Source organism: Plantibacter sp. T3 (assembly GCF_902506515.1).
Classification (GTDB): Bacteria; Actinomycetota; Actinomycetes; order Actinomycetales; family Microbacteriaceae; genus Plantibacter; species Plantibacter auratus.
On sequence record NZ_LR733286.1, the window covers coordinates 916586 to 938985 of the forward strand.

Annotated in this window: 28 protein-coding genes; 16 read left to right on the top strand and 12 right to left on the bottom strand. The window is 69.6% G+C overall.

Annotated features, from left to right (window positions below):
- Positions 1-39 precede the first annotated feature (39 nt).
- Entirely contained in the window at positions 40-327 is a 288-nt protein-coding gene (locus tag GV015_RS04410) for a hypothetical protein (RefSeq protein WP_159876848.1), read from the bottom strand.
- A gap of 52 nt (positions 328-379) precedes the next feature.
- Between GV015_RS04410 and GV015_RS04415 the strand changes: the two genes are divergently transcribed.
- The 3 genes from GV015_RS04415 to GV015_RS04425 all read left to right on the top strand — a co-directional run bounded on the left by GV015_RS04415 (position 380) and on the right by GV015_RS04425 (position 2536).
- The gene (locus tag GV015_RS04415) at positions 380-937 is read left to right on the top strand and encodes a GNAT family N-acetyltransferase (RefSeq protein WP_159876850.1); all 558 of its coding nucleotides are present in this window, start codon (positions 380-382) and stop codon (positions 935-937) included.
- Positions 938-1098: 161 nt separating this feature from the next.
- Positions 1099-1302: a hypothetical protein gene (locus GV015_RS04420; RefSeq protein ID WP_124768057.1), complete on the top strand. Its 204-nt coding sequence runs from the start codon at positions 1099-1101 to the stop codon at positions 1300-1302.
- A 46-nt stretch (positions 1303-1348) separates the two neighbouring features.
- On the top strand, positions 1349-2536 hold the full coding sequence (locus tag GV015_RS04425) for a cobalamin-independent methionine synthase II family protein (protein ID WP_159876852.1): 1188 nt from the start codon (positions 1349-1351) through the stop codon (positions 2534-2536).
- A 21-nt stretch (positions 2537-2557) separates the two neighbouring features.
- On the opposite strand, the gene GV015_RS04430 is transcribed toward GV015_RS04425, so the two are convergent.
- Entirely contained in the window at positions 2558-3466 is a 909-nt protein-coding gene (locus GV015_RS04430; RefSeq protein WP_159876854.1) for a cation diffusion facilitator family transporter, read from the bottom strand.
- Positions 3467-3535: 69 nt separating this feature from the next.
- Entirely contained in the window at positions 3536-3748 is a 213-nt protein-coding gene (locus tag GV015_RS04435; RefSeq protein ID WP_064295385.1) for a DUF2945 domain-containing protein, read from the bottom strand.
- 143 nt (positions 3749-3891) lie between these two features.
- Between GV015_RS04435 and GV015_RS04440 the strand changes: the two genes are divergently transcribed.
- Both GV015_RS04440 and GV015_RS04445 read left to right on the top strand, forming a co-directional pair.
- Positions 3892-4098 (top strand): hypothetical protein, encoded by a 207-nt coding sequence (locus GV015_RS04440; protein ID WP_159876856.1) that lies wholly within the window; start codon positions 3892-3894, stop codon positions 4096-4098.
- A gap of 50 nt (positions 4099-4148) precedes the next feature.
- Positions 4149-5423, top strand: a complete 1275-nt coding sequence (locus tag GV015_RS04445; protein WP_159876858.1) for a threonine/serine exporter family protein — start codon at positions 4149-4151, stop codon at positions 5421-5423.
- Positions 5424-5474: 51 nt separating this feature from the next.
- Here GV015_RS04445 and GV015_RS19295 read toward each other — a convergent pair whose 3' ends face one another.
- On the bottom strand, positions 5475-6554 hold the full coding sequence (locus GV015_RS19295; protein ID WP_371416535.1) for a GrpB family protein: 1080 nt from the start codon (positions 6552-6554) through the stop codon (positions 5475-5477).
- A gap of 59 nt (positions 6555-6613) precedes the next feature.
- Between GV015_RS19295 and GV015_RS04455 the strand changes: the two genes are divergently transcribed.
- Positions 6614-7198: an NADPH-dependent FMN reductase gene (locus GV015_RS04455; RefSeq protein WP_159876860.1), complete on the top strand. Its 585-nt coding sequence runs from the start codon at positions 6614-6616 to the stop codon at positions 7196-7198.
- Positions 7199-7297: 99 nt separating this feature from the next.
- Here GV015_RS04455 and GV015_RS04460 read toward each other — a convergent pair whose 3' ends face one another.
- Complete coding sequence (locus GV015_RS04460) at positions 7298-8413, bottom strand: zinc-binding alcohol dehydrogenase family protein (RefSeq protein WP_159876862.1); 1116 nt, start codon at positions 8411-8413, stop codon at positions 7298-7300.
- A gap of 100 nt (positions 8414-8513) precedes the next feature.
- Between GV015_RS04460 and GV015_RS04465 the strand changes: the two genes are divergently transcribed.
- Positions 8514-9080 (top strand): TetR family transcriptional regulator, encoded by a 567-nt coding sequence (locus GV015_RS04465; RefSeq protein ID WP_159876864.1) that lies wholly within the window; start codon positions 8514-8516, stop codon positions 9078-9080.
- Positions 9081-9163: 83 nt separating this feature from the next.
- On the top strand, positions 9164-9562 hold the full coding sequence (locus tag GV015_RS04470; protein WP_085511268.1) for a VOC family protein: 399 nt from the start codon (positions 9164-9166) through the stop codon (positions 9560-9562).
- Here GV015_RS04470 and GV015_RS04475 read toward each other — a convergent pair.
- The gene (locus GV015_RS04475) at positions 9538-10221 is read right to left on the bottom strand and encodes a helix-turn-helix transcriptional regulator (protein ID WP_159876866.1); all 684 of its coding nucleotides are present in this window, start codon (positions 10219-10221) and stop codon (positions 9538-9540) included. The genes GV015_RS04470 and GV015_RS04475 overlap by 25 nt on opposite strands.
- Positions 10222-10339: 118 nt before the next feature.
- Positions 10340-10654: a hypothetical protein gene (locus tag GV015_RS04480; RefSeq protein ID WP_159876868.1), complete on the bottom strand. Its 315-nt coding sequence runs from the start codon at positions 10652-10654 to the stop codon at positions 10340-10342.
- A 73-nt stretch (positions 10655-10727) separates the two neighbouring features.
- Between GV015_RS04480 and GV015_RS04485 the strand changes: the two genes are divergently transcribed.
- Positions 10728-11324, top strand: coding sequence for a hypothetical protein (locus GV015_RS04485; RefSeq protein ID WP_159876870.1), 597 nt, complete (start codon positions 10728-10730; stop codon positions 11322-11324).
- Between the two features lie 26 nt (positions 11325-11350).
- Here GV015_RS04485 and GV015_RS04490 read toward each other — a convergent pair whose 3' ends face one another.
- On the bottom strand, positions 11351-11620 hold the full coding sequence (locus tag GV015_RS04490; RefSeq protein WP_159876872.1) for a hypothetical protein: 270 nt from the start codon (positions 11618-11620) through the stop codon (positions 11351-11353).
- 70 nt (positions 11621-11690) lie between these two features.
- On the bottom strand, positions 11691-12737 hold the full coding sequence (locus tag GV015_RS04495) for a LacI family DNA-binding transcriptional regulator (protein ID WP_159876874.1): 1047 nt from the start codon (positions 12735-12737) through the stop codon (positions 11691-11693).
- A 159-nt stretch (positions 12738-12896) separates the two neighbouring features.
- On the opposite strand from GV015_RS04495, the gene GV015_RS04500 reads away from it, so the two are divergent.
- From GV015_RS04500 to GV015_RS04520, 5 genes are all read left to right on the top strand, one after another.
- Complete coding sequence (locus GV015_RS04500; RefSeq protein WP_159876876.1) at positions 12897-14192, top strand: sugar ABC transporter substrate-binding protein; 1296 nt, start codon at positions 12897-12899, stop codon at positions 14190-14192.
- 77 nt (positions 14193-14269) lie between these two features.
- A complete protein-coding gene (locus GV015_RS04505; RefSeq protein ID WP_159876878.1) occupies positions 14270-15187 on the top strand; it encodes a carbohydrate ABC transporter permease in 918 nt (305 codons plus the stop codon).
- Between the two features lie 2 nt (positions 15188-15189).
- Complete coding sequence (locus tag GV015_RS04510; protein ID WP_341864845.1) at positions 15190-16113, top strand: carbohydrate ABC transporter permease; 924 nt, start codon at positions 15190-15192, stop codon at positions 16111-16113.
- A gap of 2 nt (positions 16114-16115) precedes the next feature.
- Positions 16116-18092: a glycoside hydrolase family 127 protein gene (locus GV015_RS04515; RefSeq protein ID WP_159876880.1), complete on the top strand. Its 1977-nt coding sequence runs from the start codon at positions 16116-16118 to the stop codon at positions 18090-18092.
- A gap of 52 nt (positions 18093-18144) precedes the next feature.
- On the top strand, positions 18145-18849 hold the full coding sequence (locus GV015_RS04520) for a DUF805 domain-containing protein (RefSeq protein ID WP_159876882.1): 705 nt from the start codon (positions 18145-18147) through the stop codon (positions 18847-18849).
- Positions 18850-18867: 18 nt separating this feature from the next.
- Here GV015_RS04520 and GV015_RS04525 read toward each other — a convergent pair whose 3' ends face one another.
- Positions 18868-20127, bottom strand: a complete 1260-nt coding sequence (locus GV015_RS04525) for an RNA polymerase sigma factor (protein WP_159880104.1) — start codon at positions 20125-20127, stop codon at positions 18868-18870.
- A gap of 37 nt (positions 20128-20164) precedes the next feature.
- Positions 20165-20608, bottom strand: coding sequence for a YciI family protein (locus GV015_RS04530; RefSeq protein WP_079704548.1), 444 nt, complete (start codon positions 20606-20608; stop codon positions 20165-20167).
- Positions 20609-20822: 214 nt separating this feature from the next.
- Here GV015_RS04530 and GV015_RS04535 point away from each other — a divergent pair, with 214 nt between their 5' ends.
- A complete protein-coding gene (locus GV015_RS04535) occupies positions 20823-21026 on the top strand; it encodes a three-helix bundle dimerization domain-containing protein (protein ID WP_079704549.1) in 204 nt (67 codons plus the stop codon).
- Positions 21027-21049: 23 nt separating this feature from the next.
- Here GV015_RS04535 and GV015_RS04540 read toward each other — a convergent pair whose 3' ends face one another.
- On the bottom strand, positions 21050-21235 hold the full coding sequence (locus GV015_RS04540) for a hypothetical protein (protein ID WP_079704550.1): 186 nt from the start codon (positions 21233-21235) through the stop codon (positions 21050-21052).
- Positions 21236-21423: 188 nt separating this feature from the next.
- Here GV015_RS04540 and GV015_RS04545 point away from each other — a divergent pair, with 188 nt between their 5' ends.
- Positions 21424-22224 (top strand): sugar phosphate isomerase/epimerase, encoded by an 801-nt coding sequence (locus GV015_RS04545; protein WP_159876884.1) that lies wholly within the window; start codon positions 21424-21426, stop codon positions 22222-22224.
- Positions 22225-22400: the final 176 nt, after the last annotated feature.

Genomic DNA, 22400 nt, shown 5'->3' on the forward strand with positions numbered 1-22400 from the left:
GACGACTCTACGCGGCGACACCACGCTCCGTCGCTGCGCTCAGGACCGCACGAGCAACCAGGCGAAGGCACCGAAGGACACGAGTCCGAGTGCTGCGCCGACGATCGACCCGATGAGGCTGAAGGTGGGCCAGGGAGCGCCGGGTTGGCGACTCATCCTGATGCCCTGGGCCGCGAACAGCAGCGGCACGAAGCAGGCGAGCACCGAGAACGTCCATGACCCGCCGTCTCTCGCCGTCGACGCGACGATGAAGATCGAGAACGCGGCGATGGCGATGCTGAGGATCGCGCACGCGCGTGCCGAGATCGGTTCGTTCTTCGCAGCCATGGGCACAGGGTATCGAGTTGGGCCAGCCGCCGACCAGAGCAGAATGGAGGGCATGACCGACGCCACTCCGCCGACCCTGACGGAACGACTGACGCTCACCCGCCCCACCGATCGGGATCTGCCGGAGCTCCACGAGCTCCATGCCGACCCCGCGGTCTGGACGCACCTGCCGTCCGCCCGACACACGGCGCTCGACGAGACCAGCGCGTTGATCGAGCGGTACCAGGCCGGCTGGGAGGCGAACGGTCTCGACGTGTGGGTGGCGCGTGACACCGCGACGGGTGCGTTGGTCGGCATCGGCGGCCCGAGCCTGCGTGGCGGGGTCGCCTGGAACCTCTACTACCGCCTGGCGCCCGCGGCCTGGGGGCGCGGATACGCGCAGGAGCTCATCGCGGCCGCGCGAGCCGCGGCATCGGCGTCGGCACCGGACCTGCCCGTGGTGGCGTTCCTCCTCAAGCACAACGATGGTTCACGACGGGCTGCCGAACGCGCGGGGTTGGAGGTCGTCTGGCGTGGCCCCGACGCGGGCAACCCGGATCCCGATGCCGTGCGCCTCGTGTTCGCCGACCGGGTGCTCAGCGACGAGGCCCTCCGCGTGTTCGTGGGCTGAACGACCGCTGCACCCCGATCTCCGAGCGTGCAGAAGGACGCCGCTTCCGGGCGCGACCGGGTATTTTCGGGCAACCGGCCGCGAAACGCAAGCAGTCTGTTCACCGACGACGTTCCTCGATACGGTTGGAAGATATGTCAGCCACGGTCGAGATGGAACACATGAGTCAGGTAGAACGCGAACGCCCGCTCCTGCGCAAGGGGAGCGAGGCGAGTTTCGTCCGGTGGGCCTTCGACGGTCGCTCCTGGTGCGCCGACCTCGTGAGCGGGCAGTACCGAGGCGCGACGAAGACCGGTTGGCTCCTCCAGACCGAGAACGAGCAGCGGGAACTCTCCAATCAGGAGTGGGCTCCCTGCATGGCGTGAGCGTGCCGTCCACATCCACCCGCGCCACGCACCGAGGAGCCCACGCATGACCGACCGCATCCTGACCACGCACGCCGGGAGCCTGCCGCGCACGCCCGAGTTGACCCGGTTGCTCGTGGCCCGCGACCAGCGGCGGTCGTTCGACGTCGCCGAGCTGGAGGAGGTCACGGCGGATGCGGTGGCCTCGACGGTCGCCGCACAGCTCGCCACCGGTCTCGATCTCATCAACGACGGCGAGGTCCCGCGCGTTGGCTTCTCCACCTATGTGCTGGAACGCATCGAGGGCTTCGGCGGTGCAGGACACCGCAAGCCGACGCTCGACTCCGTGCGATTCCCGGACTACGCGGCGTTCCAGGCGAAGCAGATCGTCGAGGGGGCAGACGTCGCACGGGTGTGGGATCCGCCGATGGCCCAGGGGCAGCTCGTGTACGACCCGACGCTGTCCGGCATCACCGCCGATCTCGACGGCTTCGAACGGGAGCTCGCCGTGCAGGCAGGCCAGGGACGCACACCCGCCGGCACCTTCTTCTCCGCGGCGACGCCCGGGATCGTGTCGACGACGCTGCTGCTCGACGCCGCGAACCCCTTCTACGGCGACGACCGCGCCTATGTGTTCGCGCTCGCCGAGCAACTGCGGATCGAGTACGAGGCGATCGTCGCCCGGGGTCACGTCCTGCAGCTCGACGCCCCGGATCTCGCCATGGAGCGGGTCATCCAGTTCGGTGACGCGACGCTCGAGGAGTTCCTCGCGGCTGTGGACCTGCACGTCGACGCCCTCAACCACGCCATCCGGAACATCCCCCGTGAGCAGGTCCGGCTCCACGTCTGCTGGGGCAACTGGCAGGGGCCGCACCAGGACGACGTCCCGGTCGACGTGCTCCTCCCGCACCTCTACCGGGCGCGGGTGGGCGCGTTCAGCATCCCGCTCGGCAACCCGCGGCACCAGCACGAGGCGCCGGCGTTCCGCGAGCACCCGCTCCCCGAGGGCGCGCTTCTCATCCCGGGGGTCGTCGACGTGACCACCAACTATCTGGAGCACCCGCAGGTCATCGCGAACCGCATCGTCGAGGTCGCCGAAGCGGTCGGCGATCCGACGCGCGTCATCGCCGGCACCGACTGCGGCCTCTCGACGTTCGCGAGCTATGAGTTCGTCGCGACCGATGTCGCGTGGGCGAAGCTCGGTGCGCTCGTCGAGGGTGCTGCGATCGCGTCGAAGCGGCTGTTCGGCGCCTGAGCCCTCGGCTCGTCGCCGCGCTCAGACGGTGATCGACGGCTCGTCGCTCACCGAGAGCGTGAGCACGGCCTTGCCGATGAGGTCGTCCTGCTCGAGGTCGCCCTCGAGTCGGCGGAGCTGACGCGCGACGTCATTCTCGCGGTCGTCGCCGACGAGGTCGACCGACGCGACGAGGAAGAGGCGTTCCGGCCCGCTGAACTCGAGGTACAGCGCCGTGACCCGCTCGATCTCCGGGTGCGACAGGAGCGCGGTGATGGTCTGCGCGCGGTAGGCGGGGCTCGGCGAGGCTCCGAGGAGATAGCGCCGGTTGCGGTTGATGAGGAGCAGCGCGACGCCGCCGAGCAGCACGCCGATCGCGATCGACCCGATCGCGTCCCACACCGGGTCGCCGGTCACCTGGTGGAGGCCGATGCCGGCCCCGGCGATGATGAGGCCGAGCAGTGCTGCGGAGTCCTCGAAGAACACCGAACGGAGCGTCGTGTTGGAGCCGTTCACGATGTAGTCGAAGAAGCCGCGGCCGTATTTCTTCGCCGTGCGCCGACCCTCGAGGATCGACTGGGTGAAGGAGAACCCCTCCAGGAGGAAGGCGACGCCCAACACGAGGTAGCTGAGGGCGTAGTTCTCCATCGCCTCCGGTGCGGTGAGGCTCTGGATACCGTGCTGGATCGAGACGACCGCACCGACGGTGAAGATCCCGAAGGCGGCGAACAGCGAGAAGATGTACGCGTCACGGCCATAGCCGACCGGATGTGCGGCGTCGCGTTGCTTGTCGGCCCGTTTGTCGGCGATGAGGAGGAAGATCTCGTTCCCCGCGTCGGCCCACGAGTGCGCGGCCTCGGCCAGCATCGACGCCGACCCGGTGAGCGCGGCGACGATGGACTTGGCGATGGCGACGATGACGTTGGCCAGGAAGGCGATCACGACGGTCATGCGCCAACGCTACGCCCAGCCGGAGTGCGTCGCGTACGCCCGGACATCCGGACGACCGCGGTCAGGGCCTCAGGATTTCAGGACGCGTAGCGCGGAGCCCTTGTGTGCGGCCTTCGCGCCGGTCTTCTCGGACTCCACGATGAACGCGGGCTCGTCCTTCGACGCCGTGAAGTGCTGGCCGTCGAACTGGAAGTCCGCGGTCTTCCGCTCGACGACCTTCCCCTGCGTCCGCCCCTGCGAGGTGCCCCACGACACGCGGTCACCCACTCGTACGTCTGCCATGCTGCCTCCTCGGCGCTCAACGCCGCGCGCGCGACGTGACAGCGACGATGCCAGCGTGTCAGCGGCCGGACAAGCGCTTGCGCCGCGCGAGCGCAGGGGATATCCCCCGAGGTCCAGGGGCTCCGCGGGCATAGCGTGTCCCCATGGCCTCGTTCACTCCGGGAAGACCCCGACTCGCGCTCGGCATCGGCATCGTGGGAGTCGTACTCGGGGTGGCGCTCATTCCGGTCGCCATCGCGAACGCCCACGGCGACTTCGGCTTCCATTTCTGGTGGATCGTCATCGTCCCGGTCCTCGCCGGCCTGTACTTCGGTGTGGCCGGAGCCGTCGCCCTCCGCAACCGCCGCTGAGGCGCACGGCAGCCGCGGGCGCCCCTCGAATCTCGCGTACCGTTGGCGGGATGAGTGACGACGCCGCGACCGATGAGCACCGCAGAACCGCTGCGCACGCCTACAGCGCGCTCGGCTGCCTGCTCCTCGATGCCGGCACCTCCGTCACCGACGTCCGCGACTCCCTGGAGCGCGCCACGGTCGCATCGGGCGACGAGGGCCTGGCCTTCTCGGTGCTGCCGCAGCTCATCATCGTGAACGACGTGCGCACCGGCGCGGTGCTCGCTGCCGGCAACACGCACGGTGAGCTGTCGTTCCGCGGGGCTGCCCGGGCGAACCGGCTCATGCGCGAACTCGAGCTCGGTCACTGGCCGGTCGGTGACCTGCCGGCCCGCATCCAGTCGATCCGGGAGACGCCGCGCCCGCATGCGTCGATGCACTGGGTGGTCGGGAACCTGCTGCTCGCGGGAGGGCTCGCACTGCTCTTCCGCTGCCCATGGTGGGCGATCGTCGCATCCATGCTCGTCGGTGCCTTCGTCGGCCTCGTCATCACCCTGCTGGCGCGGTGGCGGGGAGCGGTCGCGATCGCCCCGTTCGTGACGGCGTTCGTCTCGACGACGCTCGTCGGGACGCTCGCATCGGCGATGGATCTCGGCCCCGTGCCGCTGTTCGCCGTCTGCGCGCCGATCGCGATCCTCGTGCCCGGCGCGCTCATCACCAACGCCCTGCTGGAGTTGACGGCGACGGACATCGTGACGGGCTCGGCGCGCCTGATGTACGGGCTCATCGTGCTCGCCTTCATGGCGGCCGGCATCTCGGCCGGGGCGCTGCTCACCGGCCTGTCGATCGACCCCGACTCGACGGCGCTCGTCGGTCAGGTCGTCCGCGGGAGTTCGGACCTGGTCGGGTGGGAGTCGGTCCCGCCGCTGTGGTTCACGTGGATCGGCGTCGTGATGCTCGCGGCCGGGATCGGGATCGCGTTCGGCTCGGGCCGCTCCCTGACGCTGCTGACCATCTGCGTGATGGCGCTGACCTATGCGGGCATCGTCCTGTTCGCCCCGCTCGTGGGGAACGCGGTCGCGACGGGGCTCACCGCCGGAATCGTGTTCGTCGTCGCTCGCATCGTCGAGCGGTACTCGGCGGCGGTGCCGTCCAACGTCACGTTCCAGCCGGCCCTGCTCATGCTCGTGCCGGGCACCGTCGGCCTGGTCTCCCTCGCGACGCTCGAGGGCTCAGCGGTCACGGCGGCGCTGACGGTCTTCATCAGCCTCTGTGTCGGCGTCAAGACGGCGGCGGTCCTGACCGGGGTCGTCATCCCGCCGGTGCGTGCGAGCGCCCGTCCCTGAGTCGCCCGGAATCGTCCGAAACCGAGCCGAATTCGTGCAGATCCGGGCGACTCAGCGGCTCAGGGCGGCCCGCGCTCGCGCCTTGATCGCGAGGATGACCTCGGTCTTCGCATCGGCGTAGTCGTTCATGTCGTCCCAGGACCTCCCGAGCAGCTCCCGCTTGGTGCGCTCGTACAACGCGCGGTCGTCGGCGTCGGAACGCAGGTGGTCGCGGAGGAGGAGGTACTCGTCGATCTCCGGTGCGCCCTGCTCGTAAAGGTGCACGTGGACGTCGCGCTCCGGCGTCCGCACCATCCGATGGCGGGGCTCACGGACGCGCAGCACGTAGCCGGCGGCCAGCAGGGGGGCGAGGTAGTCCTCCTCCGCCGTGATGTCCTCCACGGCGACCACGATGTCGACGATCGGCTTCGCCGCGAGTCCGGGCACCGAGGTCGAGCCGATGTGCTCGATCGCGACGGCACTGGACCCGCCCGCGCTCGTTCCGAGGGCGTCGATGATCCGCTGCCGGTGCTCCCGGTACCGTTCGGGCCACTCCGGGTCGGCGTCGTGCAGCTCGACCCGGACCGGCTCAGGGCCGCCGACGAGTTCGAGCGCGGTGACGTCCGGGCGGCGACGCAAGCCGTTCTGGATCGCACGGATGTTGTCGCCGAGCACCCCCGAGGCCAGCAGTCCGGAACCGAGCGGCCCTGACGGATCGGTGCCGAGTGCCGGCAGGAGGCGCAGTGCCGTGCGGGCCGGGTCGCTCAGGTGCTCGAGCTGCCAGGCGATCTCGGCCGTGCCGGCTCCGGCCTGATGCAGCTCGGCGGCCTTCGCCGCGTAGGCGGCGGCGCCGAGCGCGTGAGCGCCCATGTGCGCGACACCTGCTGCTTGCCCGGCCGACCACGCGGCGGCTTTGGCGGCGGGTGAGGACACCACCTGCGAGGCCCGGTTGGCGACGAAGCGGCGGCGGATCTCCCCGGCGGTGTCGAGCTCGTCACTCGCGTATGCCCGCGCGCGGGCGATCGCGTCACGTGGACGATCGTCGTCCGGGGCCTCCGCTTCGAACAGCGGCAGTACCCGCTCGGCGCAATCGGCGGCCCACGAGGCGACGAGACGGCGGTCGGCTTCACTGAGGGACTGCGGGGAGAGCATGCTCCACCCTCGCACACCCGCCGCGCTCGGAGCGTGGGCAGGCGGGTTAGCGTAGAGGGATGGCCGCATTGAACCTGCCCGTGATCTCCTGCAGCCTCGATCCGGCGAGTCGGAGCCGGACCCTCGCTTCGGCGAGCAGCGAGCTGTTGCGCGAGCACGGCCATGACTCGTCCGTCATCGATCTGGCCGAGATGGAACTGCCGCCGTTCGACAACGACCGGGTCTTCGAGAGCCCTGCGTTCCGTCGCCTGCATGCGTCGATCACTGCTGCGGACGGCGTCGTCCTCGCCTTCCCGATCTACAACTGGGCGCCGGCCGCGTCGGTGAAGTCGCTCATCGAGGCGACCGGCGCGACCGGTGAGGACGGCAGGGTCGCCGCCTGGTTCGACAAGGTCGTGACCTTCGTCTGCGCTGCCGGCCTGCCGCACAGCTACATGGCGACCGCCACGCTCGGGCAGTCGCTCATGCTGGACTTCAAGTGCGTCATCAACCCGTACACGGCCTACCTGTCGGAGCGGGACTGGGAGCGTCCCGAGGTGCTGAAGGCGGACCGCGGCGAGCGGCTCGCCAAGACGATGAGCGTGCATGCGGAGCTGTCGACGCTCCTCTCCGAGCGGAGCTACCGCTCGGTCTGGGAGGTGTGAGACGCGGTCTCGCCACGAGGATGAGCGTACGCACTGAGCTGTCCGGGCTCCTCGCCGAGCGGAGCTATCGCTCGGTCTGGGAGGTGTGAGTCCCGCGCCTCACAACCGCACGACGAGCTTGCGGGCCGAGACGCCGCCGTGGAGTCGGTCGAGGGCCGGCTGGATCGCTTCGAGGCCTTCGCCGACCACCTCGGGGGCTGGCGCGCAGACGTGTCGTCCGCCGGCGAGCGCGCCCGGCAGGTAGTCCTCCCACAGCATCGGCCCGACCTCGTTGGTCATGAGTGAGCTGCCCCACACGTACCGCGCGGAGATCCCCGCCCGACGGGCACGGATCTGCAGCGCGACGTTGGCCGCCACGAGCCGGGTCATGGTGCGGACGAACGTCAGACTCGGGCCGGCCCGACGCGGCAGCGACCCGAACGACACCGACGGGCTCGCGAGTGCGACGCGGCGTGCCCCGGTGGCGGTGGCGACGGCGACGGCTGGTTCTGCGGAGCCGGTCCCGACGGCGAGGACGCCGACGACCGAGGAGCCGCGGAGGGCGGTGACCAGATCCGCCACGACGGTCGGGCTGCGGTAGTCGAGCACGATGTCGGCACCGAGCTCGCGCATCCGGTCGTGGTTGTGCGGCGAGGCGGTGGTCGCGACCCGGTGGCCGGAGGCGGCCGCGAGCTGGATGGCGTTGCTGCCGACGCTCGTGGCACCGCCCCAGACGACGACGGTCGTCCCGGTGGGGGTGGGGTGCTCCGAGGGGTGGGGGAGCGCGAGGTGGTCGCGTTGGAAGAGAGCGGTCGCGGCCGTGGAGATCCCGAGCGGCAGGACGACGGCGTCCTCGTCTCGCAGACCGTCCGGGATCGGGGCAGCGAGGTCCGCCCGCACGACGGTGAACTGCTGGAACCCGCCCTCGGCGTCATGGCGCCGACCGCGCTCCATGCCGACCGCGTACGCCACGACGCGGTCGCCGACTGCGAACCGACGGACACCCGGCCCGACGGCCACGACCTCGCCCGCGACATCCTCACCGAGCACGGCGGGCACTGGCAGCCACCGGTACATGAGGTTCCCGGTCTGCTGCTTGACGTCGTCGAGCGGGTTCACCGCGACCGCTCGGTTCCGGATGAGGAGTTCGCCAGGGCCGGGTTCGTGCATCGCGGCCGGACCGACGACGAAGTCCGCTCGGGGTGCTGGCAGCCAGGCTGCGGTGTTCGTCGGCATGAGGTCTCCAAGGGTGTTGCGGATTGGCGTGGCGATGATGACACGGTGTGTCATCACTGTACACCCGACGACACGACGTGTCATCGGTTATCCTGATCGCATGGCACGATGGGCACCCGACGCCGCTCTCCGACTCGAGGGCGCTGCGATGGCGCTGTTCGCCGACCGGGGCTTCGCGGCGACGACGGTCCCGGAGATCGCCGAGGCCGCCGGGCTCACCACCCGCACGTTCTTCCGTCACTTCGCCGACAAGCGCGACGTGCTCTTCCTCCGCGAGCGCGAGCTCCCGACGGTGGTGGGACGGCTGGTCGCCGCGGCGCCAGCAGGGCTCGACCCGCTCGCCCTGGTGATGTCCGGCCTCGAGACCGTGGCCGCCGGTGAGCTGCAGCGCTGGCGGGACGACATCGCCGCCCGCCATGCTGTCATCCGGTCGGAACCGCAGCTGCGCGAGCGGGAACGGTTGAAGTCGGCGGTCCTCATCGACGCGATGCGCGATGCCCTCATGGAGAGTGGTGTCACGTCAGCCGACGCGGCGCTCGCCGCGTCCATCGGTTCGGCACTCTTCGACGCCTCCCTCGAGCAGTGGCTCGCCGGACCGGACGACGTGCTCCTCGTCGACGTGCTCCGCGCGATGCGCGCCCGACTCGGCGACCTCGCGGGTCGCTGACCGAGCAGACAGGGAACCGGTTGCGCGCGCAGCGTGGCCGTTCTGTTCACGACCCCGTCGTCGCCCGGTCGTACGGTGAGACCATGACACTGAGACTCGGCTTCATCGGCATCGTGACGAACGACATGGCGGCCTCGCTCGCCTTCTACCGAGCCTTGGGCGTGCCCATCGAGCCCGGTCAGGACGACGCTCCCCACGTGGATGCACTCCTGGACGGAGGGGTGGCGCTCGCATGGGACACCGTCGAGACGATCCGCGGTTTCGACCCGACCTTCGTTCCGGCGTCCGGCGGCCACCGGATCGCCCTCGCTTTCGACCAGGGGAGTCCGGCTGCCGTCGACGCCACCTTCGCCACGCTCGTCGATGCCGGATACGCCGGGCACGTCGAGCCCTGGGACGCCGTGTGGGGGCAGCGGTACGCGACCCTCCTCGACCCGGACGGGAACTCGGTCGACCTCTACGCCGCGCTCGCCGCGAACTGAGCGGGGCTCGAGCCGACGAGGCGCCTGAACTCGCGGGAGAGGTGGGGTTGGTCGGCATAGCCCACCGATGCGGCGACGTCGGCGATCGACGAGCCCGAGCGGAGTGATGATCGAGCTCGATGTGCGCGATCGAGGCGCACGAGCGTGGCGTAGCCGTATCCGAAGGTGGCGAGCATCCGCCGCCGGAAGGACCGTTCGGAGCCGCTCATCGTCGCGGCGACGTCACGCGCCGGCGTCGCCTCGAACGCCGCTCGGCGGACGGCGTCCGACCAGCGACTCGCTTCGGCAAGCTGGGCCGAGAACGCCGCGAGCGTGCCGATCGGGGCGGGTCCGGCTTCGAGCGGGATCATCGCCTCGCGCAGCCGTGCCGCGGTCCGCCGATCGGTGACGTCGTCGAGCGGTACGAGCTGGTCCGCGATCGCTGCGAGATCGAGGCCGAGCAGGAGCCTGGCCCGCCCCGGCTGCATCCTGAAGCCGAACGACCCGGCGACCCCGTCGGGACCGGTGGCCAGCCACCGTGTGGACGGTCCGGCCACCTCGACCCGGCCGTCGCGGAGGATCAGGTCGACGCAGCCGTCGGCCGGGACGACCGCCCCGCCAGCGCTGTCTTCCGAGCGCCACAGCGCGTCGCCGGAGAGGAGGACACGCTCGGAGTACACCTGCCCAGTGTCTCAATCGGCGCGTGATGGTGTCGACACCGATCGGGCCGATGTCGACCGACGACGGCCGTGGTCCGCCGCTCACCACCACCCGCTACGGCGATGGCGGCGCGGTCGGTCAGCGGTGTTCCGCGGAGGATCGACCGCCCTGACCGACCGGCTGCTCCGGGAGCCCGACCTGCCACAGGATGAATGCCACCACGCTGCAGACCGCGAGCGCGGCGCCGATGATCAGTGCAGCCGTCCCGGTGGAGGCGAGCCAGTCGTGGTGGCTGATCCAGCCGGGATCGTCCTGCGGGAAGTCGAGGAACGACGCGTAGGTCGAGATGCTCACGACGCCTGCCCCCAGGAACGCCGCGGCCAAGACTGATGCGCACCAGGACAGGGTCAGCCAGGCTCGGGAACGGGTCGTGTGTCGTTGTGATTCCCCCATGCAGGGAGGCTATCGTGACGCCGCGCTCGTCGTCCGGCTGACGTCGGGGTCTCTGATGGTCGAGGATGGAGCCATGCCGAACCGGGAGTCGTCCACCACCAACCCGTACCGGATGAGTCGACGGCGCATCACGACGTGGACTGGCGCGCTCATCGCCTCCGTGGTGCTGCTCGTCGTCGTCGCGATCGTCTTGGCCGCCATCGGCGGCGACAGTGCCGAGTCCTGGGTCGCGATCGTCCTGTTCGTGGCGTTCGGCGTACCCGTCGCTGCGGCCGCCGTCTTGGGCGGGTTGGCGATCGCCTCATGGGGGTGGGTGGCCGGCACGGTGTTCGGTGTCGGGTGGCTGACGCTGCTCGTCGTCGTCGTGAACAACGGGTTCCATCTGCTCTTCGACGGTCAGGCTGTGTGGCCCGTGATCTACGACGAGGCGATCTGGCAGGCAAGCGGGGTGGGCGGACTGGTCGTCGGTGGGGTGTTGTTCTTCGTCGCAGGCTGGCAGGGCGATGTCCCGATGTGGATCGGCGGGCCGGCCGGGGGAATCGACGTCTCGCGCAGGCGCTTGACGGGTAGAGAAGGCGACTCGGCCGGCTCTGGCGCGGTGGTCCCGCCACCGAAGCGGAAGCCGCGTCCGAAACCGAAGCGTCGCCCGAAGCAGCAGCGGCGTCGCTGACGGCTCACGCGGCCCGGGCGGACCGGTCAGTCGCCGCCGCCCCCACCGCCCCCGTCTCCTCCGCCGCCGGAGTCGCCGCCGCCACCACCGTCCCAACCGCCGGAGTCGCTTCCGCCGTGGTGGCCGCCTCCATGGTGACCGTCGCCATCAACGATGAACGGCATGCCGGAGTCAGAGGTCGTACCCCCGCGATGCTTCGTCCCGCCGGAACGTCGTCTGGCCTGCACGGTGATCGTGAAGACGATGACTGCAACGGCGGCGAGGACCACGATCATGATGACGGTTGAGCTGTCCATGGCTCGACCGTAGCGATGTCCGACGGCTGTCGCATCACCCGCGCGGTGACGGTCTGCGTCCGACCGGACCTCAGCGCCTCGGGATCGTGGAACCGCGGAGGACGAGGCGGCCCGGCAGGTACTCGACGCCCGGTACGACGTCCGTGCCCTCGATCGCCTCGAAGATGCGGGTGGCGGCGAGTCGGCCGAGCTGTTGCAGGTTGGCGTCGATCGACGACAGCTCCGGGCGCGAGTTGGTGGCCAGGATCTCCCAGTTGTCGAAGCTGACGACCGCGACGTCGCTCGGGACGTCGCGCCCGAGGTCGCGGACGGTGTCGAGCACGCCGCGGGCGATCTGGTCGGAACCGGCCACGATGCCGTCGATCTCCGGGTGCTGTGCGAGCAGCATCGCCGCCGCATCGCGACCCCAGTGCTCGGTCCACTCCGAGAACATCGGCGTGCCGACGAGGTCCAGGCCCGCCGCGGCGAGGGCGTTCTGCACGCCCGTCACGCGATCCCTGGCCGCCGCATACTGCGGCTCACCCGTGATCATCGCGATCCGGGAACGCCCGCAGGCGATCAGGTGCTCGACGGCGAGGCGGCCGCCGTCGCGGTTGTCGGGGGTGATCGACACGTCGGTCGGGTCGTCGGACGGCGCGTAGGCGTAGACGACCGGGACGGGCAGTTTGTGGCCGAGCGAGGGGCGTGGGTCCGTCGTGCGGCCCACGACGATGATGCCGTCGACCCGTCGGGTGAGGAGGGCGTTCAAGTGATGCTGCTCGCGGATGGCGTCCCCGCGGGCGTCGCACAGGAACACGTTGACCTGCCCGGCTCCGAACGCGTCCTCGGCGCCCATGAGGATGGGGATCACGAAGCGGCCCTCGAGGTCGCTCGTCAGGAGACCGACGGTGCCGGTGCGCCCGTTGATCAGGCTCCTCGCGAGTTCGTTGGGCGTGAAGGCGACTTCCTTCGCGGCGTCGAGCACCCGCTGCCGGGTCTTCGGGGCGACCTCGCTCCGTCCGTTGATGGCCTTCGAGGCGGTGGCCATCGAGACGCCTGCGATGCGCGCGACGTCGCCCAAGGTCGCCGCTCGGCCGGGGGTACCGGTTGCCGACGCACTGACGTCACTGTCTGGCATTGCTCCCCCTCTTCGTTTCCGAAACGTTACCGGACTTCGCTCTTGACGCTACACCGATCCCAGGCTAGCTTTACCGAAAGGCGTTTCGACAGTTTCGAAAACCTCCCATGCACCGCCGGACCCGACCGGTCCGCTCAACGATGAGTCAGAGGAGTCACCATGCGCAGCACGCACACCAGACGGATGCAGCGGGTCGGAGGGGTGTTGGCCGCCAGCGCCCTCCTCGTCGGCCTCGCCGCCTGTTCCTCCGGGGGCGGCGGCAGTTCCCCGCTCGCCAGTGCCGGGCCCGAGGGCGTCGACGACGGCTCCGAGCTCACGCTCTGGACCCGCGCCCCACTCGAGAAGCAGGCGAAGCTCCTCGTCGAGGCCTACAACGCCTCGCACGAGAACCAGGTCAAGCTCACCGTCGTCCCGAACGACGACTACGTCGCGAAGGTGGGTGCGGCTGCCGGTTCCGACAGCCTCCCCGACCTGTTCGCCGCCGACATCGTGTACGTCCCGAACTGGGTCGAGCAGGGCCTCTTCCAGGACCTCACCGCGAACATCGACGGCCTCGACTTCAAGGACGAGATCAACAAGGGTCACCTGGCCGCCGGCACCGCGGACGGCAAGGAGCACGTGCTTCCGTTCGTGCTCGACCTGTCGATGCTCTTCTGGAACAAGGAGCTCTACAAGGAGGCCGGGCTCGACCCCGAGCAGGGCCCGACCACGCTGGCCGACTTCGCCGAGGACGCGAAGGCCGTCCAGGCCCTGAACAAGCCCGACACCTACGGCACCGCGACCGGCCTCAACTGCGGCGGTTGCCTCGTCTTCACCTGGTTCCCCAGTGTGTGGGCCGACGGCGAGCAGGTCATGAACAAGGAGGGCACCGAGTCGCTCCTCGCTGAGGACGGCGCCAAGGAGGTCTACAGCACCTGGGCCGACCTCTGGAAGTCGGGCGCCGTGCTCCCGTCCTCGAAGGACGAGGCCGGACCCACCTGGACCGCCGGCTTCACCGAGGGCAAGGTCGGCGTCATGCCGTACCCGGCGACGCTCCTCTCCTCCACTCCCTTCGACGTGGGCGTGTCCGGCATCCCCGGCCCGAAGGGCGGCGACTCGACCTTCGTCGGTGGCGACGGGATCGGCGTCTCGAAGGACAGCAAGAAGGCCGCACAGTCGTGGAACTTCCTCAGCTGGCTGATGTCCGAGGACGCACAGGTCGGTGTCCTCGCGAAGGATAACGACGTAGTCTCCCGCTCCGACCTCGCGGAGAACGAGTACTCGAGCAAGGACCCGCGCCTCGTCACGATCAACGAGGTCGCCTCGAAGGGTGACACCCCGTACTCGCTGAACTTCCAGGAGGCCTTCAACTCGCCGACCAGCCCCTGGCTGACGCTCGTGCGCAACGCGGTCCTCGAGGGCACCGACTCCGTCGACGCCGACAACGACGCCATCACGGACGTGCTCTCGCAGTAGTCCGACCGCCGGTGCGCCACCGTGATCCCCCCATCGCGACGGCGCACCGGCGCCCACCCGTTCGAAAGGTCCCACCCATGAGTACCACCCTCGCCAGACGAGGCCCGACGGACTCGGTCGGTGCCAGGAAGCGCCGCGCCGCGCAGGCCCGCACCGGCTGGCTGTTCGCGCTCCCGACCGCCGTCTTCGTCATCCTCCTCTTCCTCGTCCCGCTCGGGCTCGTCTTCCAGATGGCGGGGTCCGACTGGCCGCTCCTCGGCGGCAACCAGGGTGTGAACTTCCCCGAGAACTTCCCGAAGGCGATCGACAACCGCTTCTTCCTCGACTCGGTGGTCTTCACGCTGAAGTACACCGTCATCGCGACCGTCCTGCTCATCGGCCTCGGGCTCGGCCTCGCGCTCCTCGTCCAGGAGTCCAGCCGATGGAAGGGCTTCCTCCGCACCGCCTTCCTCATCCCGAGCGCCCTCGGCCTCGCCTCGGCGTCGCTCCTCTTCTACGTCCTCTACTCGCCGATCGCGGGGCCGTTCGCCGACCTCACGAAGACCATGGGCTTCACCTTCCTCGGGACCCCGGACGCGGCGCTCTGGTCGACGGTGTTCCTCATCGTCTGGCGCTTCGCCGGCTTCTACATGCTGCTCATGCTCGTGGGCCTGCAGGGCATCCCGGAGGAGGTCTACGAGGCGGCGCGCATCGACGGTGCATCACGCTGGCAGACCTTCCGCGACATCACGGTCCCGCTGCTGAAGCCGACGCTCGCGCTGACGACGGTGATGTGCGTCACCGGCTCACTCCTCGCGTTCGAGCAGTTCTACATCCTCACCAAGGGCGGGCCGGACAACAGCACCATCACCGTCGTCCAGCTCATCTACAACGTGGCGTTCCAGGGCCCGAACAACCTCGGCGTCGCCGGTGCGCTGTCGGTCATCGTGCTCGCCGCGCTCATCGTCATCAACATCGTGCAGATCCGCGCGTTCAGCAAGAAGGTCGAGGACTGAGCATGACCATCACCCGAAAGGAACCGGCCACCGTCACCTCGACGATGCCCGACGTCCGTGGTCACGGACGCAATCGCGGCCGCGGACGCGACGGGAAACCGACGAACTTCTTCGGTATCGCCATCCGGATGCCGTTCTGGATCTTCACGGCGGCGCTCGCCGTGATCTTCCTCTACCCGCTCGTGTGGACGGCCGTGCGATCGGTCTCCCCGCTCGCCGGCACGAACCAGACCGAGGGCTGGGGGCTCGGCAACTACATCACCCTCGCCGGCTACCAGGACGGCATCCTGCAGTACATCGGCAACTCGGCGTTCGTCTCGCTGCTGACCGTGGTCCTGACGCTCGTGATCTCGTTGTTCGGCGGCTACGCCTTCGCGCGGTTCCAGTTCCGCGGTAAGAACGCCCTGTTCCTCGCGACCATCGCGATCCTCATGGTCCCGTACGCCACGTTGCTCATCCCGCTCTACGTGCTGCTCAACCTGGTCGGTCTCTCCAACTCGCTCGTCGGGGTGGCACTCGTGCTCACCATGTTCCAGCTGCCGTTCTCGACCTTCATGATGCGCATCGCCTTCGAGTCGATCCCGAAGGAGCTCGATGAGGCGGCGATGGTCGACGGCTGCAACTCCTGGACCGTGCTCTGGAAGGTGCTCGTCCCGGCGGTCAAGCCCGGCCTCATCACCGTGGGACTGTTCGCGTTCCTCGCCGCCTGGAACGACTTCATGGCGCCGCTGATCCTCATCAACGACTCCGCGAAGATGACCCTGCCGCTCGCCGTCTCCAACCTGCGCGGCCAGGTCCAGGGCGTCGTGGACTACGGCGCGACCGAAGCCGGCGTCGTCGTCCTCGCGTTGCCGTGCATCCTCCTCTTCCTCATCCTCCAACGTCACTACGTGCGCGGCTTCATGTCCGGCGCCTTCAAGGGGTAACCATGAGCACCACCACCAGCACCACGCCCACGACGTCCACTCCGTCGGTGACCGTCGCAGCCCCGGTCGTCCCCACCACCGGCGCGCTCACACCGCTCGGCCTCGACGAGGTGCGCATCACCGACGGCTTCTGGGCCGACCGCCAGCGGGTCAACGGCACGGCGACGCTGCCGCACGTCGAACACTGGCTCGAGCGGGAGGGCTGGCTCCGCAACTTCGACCTCGCCGCCGCCGGCACGCTTCCCGAGGGTCGCCGCGGACGCGAGTTCGCCGACTCCGAGGTCTACAAGTACCTCGAGGCCGTCGCGTGGGAGCTCGGACGGCTCGGCGGTGACGAAGCGCTCGAGTCGCGGTTCCGCGCGATCGTCGACCGGGTCGCCGCCGCACAGGAGGCGGACGGCTATCTGAACACCCGCTTCGGTCGCCCGGGTCAGGGTGAGCGCTGGTCGGATCTCGAGTGGGGGCACGAGCTGTACTGCCTCGGCCACCTCTTCCAGGCGGCCGTCGCCCGGGAGCGGACGAGCCCTGGCTCCGACGACGGGCTCCTCGGGATCGCTACGCGGGCCGCCGACCTCATCTGCGAGGTCTTCGGCACCGACGGCATCCAGTCCGTGTGCGGGCACGCCGAGGTCGAGGTGGGGCTCGCGGAGCTGTCGCGGGTGACGGGCGAGCCGCGCTATCTCGAACTCGCGTCGTTGTTCGTCGAGCGTCGCGGCACCGGCGTGCTCCAGGACATCGAGTGGGGCCGTGCCTACTTCCAGGACGACCTCCCGATCCGCGACGCCGAGGCGCTGCGGGGCCATGCGGTCCGCGCGAACTACCTCGCGGCCGGCGCCACCGACGTCGCGGTCGAGCAGAGTGACGCCGGCTTGCTCGACGCCCTCCGCGGCCAGTGGGACCGGACGATCGCGCGCCGCACCTACCTCACCGGCGGGCAGGGCTCGCACCACCAGGACGAGGCGTTCGGTGAGGACTTCGAGTTGCCGTCCGATCGCGCGTACTCCGAGACCTGCGCCGGCATCGCCTCCATCATGTTCAGCTGGCGGCTCCTCCTCGAGGACCGCGACGTCCGGTACGCGGACCACATCGAGCGGGTGTTGTACAACGTCGTCGCGACCTCGCCGTCGGCCGCCGGCACCGCGTTCTTCTACGCCAACACGCTGCACCAGCGGACGCCGGGGGAGTCGAGCCCGGACGACGAGGTGTCGCCCCGAGCGTCGTCCTCCGAGCGTGCGCCCTGGTTCGACGTCTCCTGCTGTCCACCGAACGTGGCCCGGACACTCGCGAGCCTGGCGGCGTTCGTCGCCACGAGCGACGACCGCGGCGTGCAGATCCATCAGTTCGCATCGGCGACGATCGACACGGTCATCGGCGGCGAGCATGGCGGGCGGTTCCGGGCCGAGCTCGTGACCGACTACCCGCGCTCCGGTGTCGTCACCATGCGGATCGTGGAGGCGCCGAGTGGACCGGTGACCGTCTCGCTCCGCGTGCCGTCGTGGGCTGATGACGCGGTGGTGACCGTCCGACCCGTCGACGGGGAGCCCACCGATCGCGCCGTCACCCCGGGCTACGCCGACGTCGAGCGGTCCTTCGTCCCCGGCGACGTCCTGGAGCTCGCGTTCAGCGTCCGTCCGCGGGTCACCCTGCCGGATCCCCGCGTGGACGCCATCCGTGGCAGCGTCGCGATCGAGCGCGGACCCGAGGTCTACTGCGTCGAGTCGGTGGACCTCCCGGGCGGTGACGAGGCGATCGCGCGTATCGAGGTGGGGGAGGGTGTCGTGCCCGTCGAGGACGCGGACGGTCGGCTGTCGATCGAGCTGCGTACCCTGAGTCTCGCCGACACCGCCTGGCCGTACGGCGATGCGTTCGCCGGGTCGGGACCCGATGAGACCTTCACCGCGAGCATCGCGCCGTACCATTCGTGGGCCGAGCGCGGGCCGTCCACGATGCGTGTCTGGATCCCGATCGCCCGGGCGTGAGGGCGGAGCGCGTCATACTGGTGTCCTGTCGACCAGCGATCCGGAAGCAGCCATGACGTATCCTCCGAACCCCGAGGTCCCCTCCGGCCAGCCGCAGGGCGGCCAGCCACAGTCCGGCCAGGCGCCCTACGGGCAACCGTACGGGCAGCCGCAGTACGGCCAAGCACCCTACGGCCATCCGCAGTACGGCCAGGCACCGTACAGTCAGCCGCAGTACATCGCGCCCCAGCCCCGGGGTGCCAGCTCGCCGGACGACCTGACCCTGCCGCTCTACGGGGCCACGTTCCGCCAGGCCACCAAGCGGTTCTTCAAGCAGTACGCGAACTTCTCGGGGCGCGCGTCGCTCAGCGAGTACTGGTGGAGTTCGCTGCTCACGACGATCCTGATCCTCATCCCGACGCTGCTCGTCATGGTCGGTGCCATCATGACCGGCGTCGCAGCAGCGACGGCTGCGCAGGAAGAAGACCTGTCCGGGGGTGGCTATGACTTCGCGGAGCCTGGGCCCATGGAGTTCGGCATGCGTGTGCTCCTCATCCTCGGCGTGATCCTGCTGTTGGTGGTGTGGTTCGCCCTCATCGTGCCGAGCCTGGCGATCACCTGGCGGCGCCTGCACGATGCAGGCTTCCCCGGCCCGTACTACTTCTTCACACTCGTCCCCTCGATCGGAAGCGTCATCATCCTGGTCCTCGTGCTGCTTCCGTCGAAGCCCGAAGGGCAGCGCTTCGATCGTCCGGCGCAGGTGTCGTCCGGGCGCTGAGGTCGCAGGAGACGCGGTTCACTGCGGCAGTTCGGCGGCCTTCCGCAGCAGGACGTCGCGCTCACGGTCGTTCGCTGCGAGGTGCGCGGCGGTCAGGAGTTCCGAGCGCGCCTCCTCGATGCGCCCCAGCCGTGCGAGCAGTTCGCCGCGGACGCTCGGGATGAGGTGCGACCCCCGGAGCGACGCATCGTCGGCGAGACCGTCGACGATGCGGAGCGCCGTCGCCGGGCCGGTCGCCATCGACACCGCGATCGCGCGGTTGAGTTCGACGACCGGGTTCGGGGCGATCCGTCCGAGCGCCTCGTAGAGGATCACGATCTGCTCCCAGTCCGTCGCCTCCACGCTCGGAGCGACCGAGTGGCACTGCGCGATGGCCGCCTGGAGCGCGTAAGCGCCGCGTCCCCGTCCGAGGGCGTCGGCGCGGCTGAGCGCCGCCGTCCCTCGGACGATCTGCGCCCGGTCCCAACGCTCGCGGTGCTGGTCGGCGAGCAGGATCGCGGAGCCGTCGGGCGCGACGCGGGCGGCGAAGCGTGAGGCCTGGAACTCCATGAGGGCGACGAGCGCGTGCGCCTCCGGCTCGCGGGGGACGAGCGCGACGAGGCGTCGGCCCAGCCGCAGGGCCTCGTTCGCGAGGTCGGCGCGGATCCAGGTCGGTCCGCTCGTCGCCGCGTACCCCTCGGTGAAGAGCAGGTAGACGACGCCGAGGACGGCCGACAGGCGCCGGGGCCACTCGGCCGGGTCCGGCGCCTCGAAGTGGACGTTCGCCGCGGCGAGCGTCTTCTTCGCACGGGTGATCCTCGCCTGCACCGTCGGCACCGGGACGAGGAGCATCCGGGCGATCTCCTGGGTGGTGAGGCCGCTGACGACCCGCAGCGTCAGCGCCACCTGCGACTCCCGCGAGAGCGCCGGGTGGCAGGCGGTGAAGACGAGCCGCAGCACGTCGTCCCCGATCGGCTCCCAGTCGAGGTCGCTCGCCTGCTCAAGATCCCGGGCGAGCGAGCGGTACCGCTCATCGAGGGCTGCCCGACGTCGCCACCCGTCGATCGCGCGACGCTTCGCCACCATTGTCAGCCACGCACCCGGGTTGCGTGGCACGCCGTCGCGCGGCCACTGCTCGAGGGCCTCCAGCAGTGCCTCCTGGGCGAGATCCTCCGCCAGACCGAGGTCGCCGGTCAGCTTCGTGAGGGTGGCGACGATCTGCGCGCTCTCGATCCGCCAGACGCTGTCGACCACGCGGCGGGCGGCCTCGTCGCCGTCCGCCGCGTCGGTCTCGGTCATGTCGGCGTCGGTCATGTCCGTCTCGCCTCGGTCGTGCTCAGGCCGGGTCGGCCGCCGGCTTCGCCACGCGCTCCTGCGCCCGCCACTCCTGCTCCTTCTGGAGGTACTCGTTGTCGGCATGGTCGGCGAAGTCCGTCTCGTCGGTCACGCGGCGCACCTCGATCTTGTTGCCGGGGCCGAGCGGCGCACGGCCGGCCCATTCGATGGCCTCCTCGCGGGTGGCGACCTCGATGGTCCAGAACCCGTTGAAGAGTTCGTGGAGTTCGCCGTAGGGGCCGTCGGTGACGATCGGCGCCTCGGTCGTGAACTCGACGACGGCGCCCTGTGCGGCGTCGGTGAGACCGTCACCGCCGACCATCACGCCGGCGTTGATCATCGACTCGTTGTAGGCGCCCATCGCGTTGATGACCGCTTCGAAGTCCATGTCCTCGAGCTTCTCGACGGACCCGCTGTTGCGCATGATGAGCATGTACTTCGACATCGTCTTCTCCTGTCGTCAGGGGCGCTGATCGCCCGCCTCACTCTGACGTCGAACGGCGAACACGGAAATCGACATCGCGGTCAGAATATCCTCGGCGGGTGCCCGATGGGGAGGGTGAACGGATCGCGGCGGCCAGGTGTCCGGCGGGAGAACAGCGGCGGACGGAAGTCGCGATTCACAGCCCAGGCAACAACTGTGGGTTGATACTGAGTCCATGGCAACTGAGATCGACCACGAAGAGATCATCCGTCAGCTCACCGCGAAGCTGAGTGAGAAGTACTCGGGGGTCGATTCCGCTCGGATCGGCGAGCTCGTGCGCGAAGAGGTCAGCGCGCTCGCCGAACGCCCGGTCCAGGATTACGTGACCGTCCTCGCCGAGCGTGCGGTCAAGAAGTCGCTGAAGCGCGCCGAGAAGTAACGGTCCCGCCACCGGCCGGATCGCTACCGGTCAGGTCTGCTCGTCAGCGCCTCGATCGAGACCACGATGACGATGCAGACGACGAGCAGGATGAACACGTTCGGGTTCAGGGTCAGCGCGTAGAGGACGACGGCGATCAGCACGAGGACGCCGATGATGACGATCGCGCGGCGTGGTGATCTCCGCCTCGTCCGGTTCAGGTCTGCCATGGTGCCCCCTCGCTGATGGTCGGTCGAATCTCCAGACTATGAGTGCCCGGCCACCCGCGCGCCCAGTCTCTGTCGATAGACTCGGCTCGGGTACTTTTGTCGATGAGTCGACAGAAGCGGTCCGGCTCGGTGTCCGTCACCGATCCGATCGCCCGTCGGTGCCCGCCCGAAGCTACGAAGGAGTACCCATGAGCGCACCGTCCGTGCAGCTGTACACCGTCCGCGACGCCATCGCCGAGGACCTGCAGGGCGCCGTCGCCCGCATCGCCGAGATCGGCTTCACGAAGGTCGAGCCATACGCGTTCGTCGAGCGCGCTGCCGAGTTCGAGACCGCTTTCGCCGCCGCTGGTGTCACGGCCCCGTCCGGCCACGCGCCCGTCATCGACGCCGCCGACCCGGCGGTCGCGTTCGACGCGGCATCGCGGCTCGGGATCGGGACGGTCATCGACCCCTTCATCCCCACCGATCGCTGGCAGACCGCCGACGACGCGGCACGTCTCGCCGAGCGCGTCAACGAGCTCGCCGTCCAAGGAGCGGCGTCCGGCCTGAAGTTCGGTTACCACAACCACAACTGGGAGTTCTCGACCCACGTCGACGGGCGCCCGATCTTCGAGCTGTTCGTCGAGCAGCTGTCGCCCGAGGTCGTCCTCGAGATCGACACCTTCTGGTCGACGGTCGGCGGTGCCGACACCCCGGCGTTCCTCCGTTCGCTCGGTGACCGCGTGCAGTTCCTGCACATCAAGGACGGCATCATCTCCGGTGACATCGCCACCGCGCTGCCGAGCAGCGAGAGTGCGCTCGTCGTGCCCGACGCGCTCGCCCAGGCGTTCGCGAACCAGCAGCCCGCGGGTCAGGGCCAGGTCGACATCCCGGCGATCCTCGCTGCCGCACCGCACGCGACCCGCGTCGTGGAGTTCGACGGCTACAGCAAGGAGATCTTCGGCGGCGTCGCCGAGTCCTACGCCTGGCTCGCCGAGAACGACAAGTAGGCGCGCACCTCGACAGGCTCGGTGAGCGGGGCGCCCGTTCCCCGAGCTGCGCCGCACTGAGCCTGTCGAGGTGTCGAAGGGCCCACGGGGAGTCGTTCTGTGGCCGTGGACGTGTGCTCGGGGGCACTTCGACAAGCTCAGTGACCGAAGTTGGCTCAGTCACCGAGGTCGGCTCA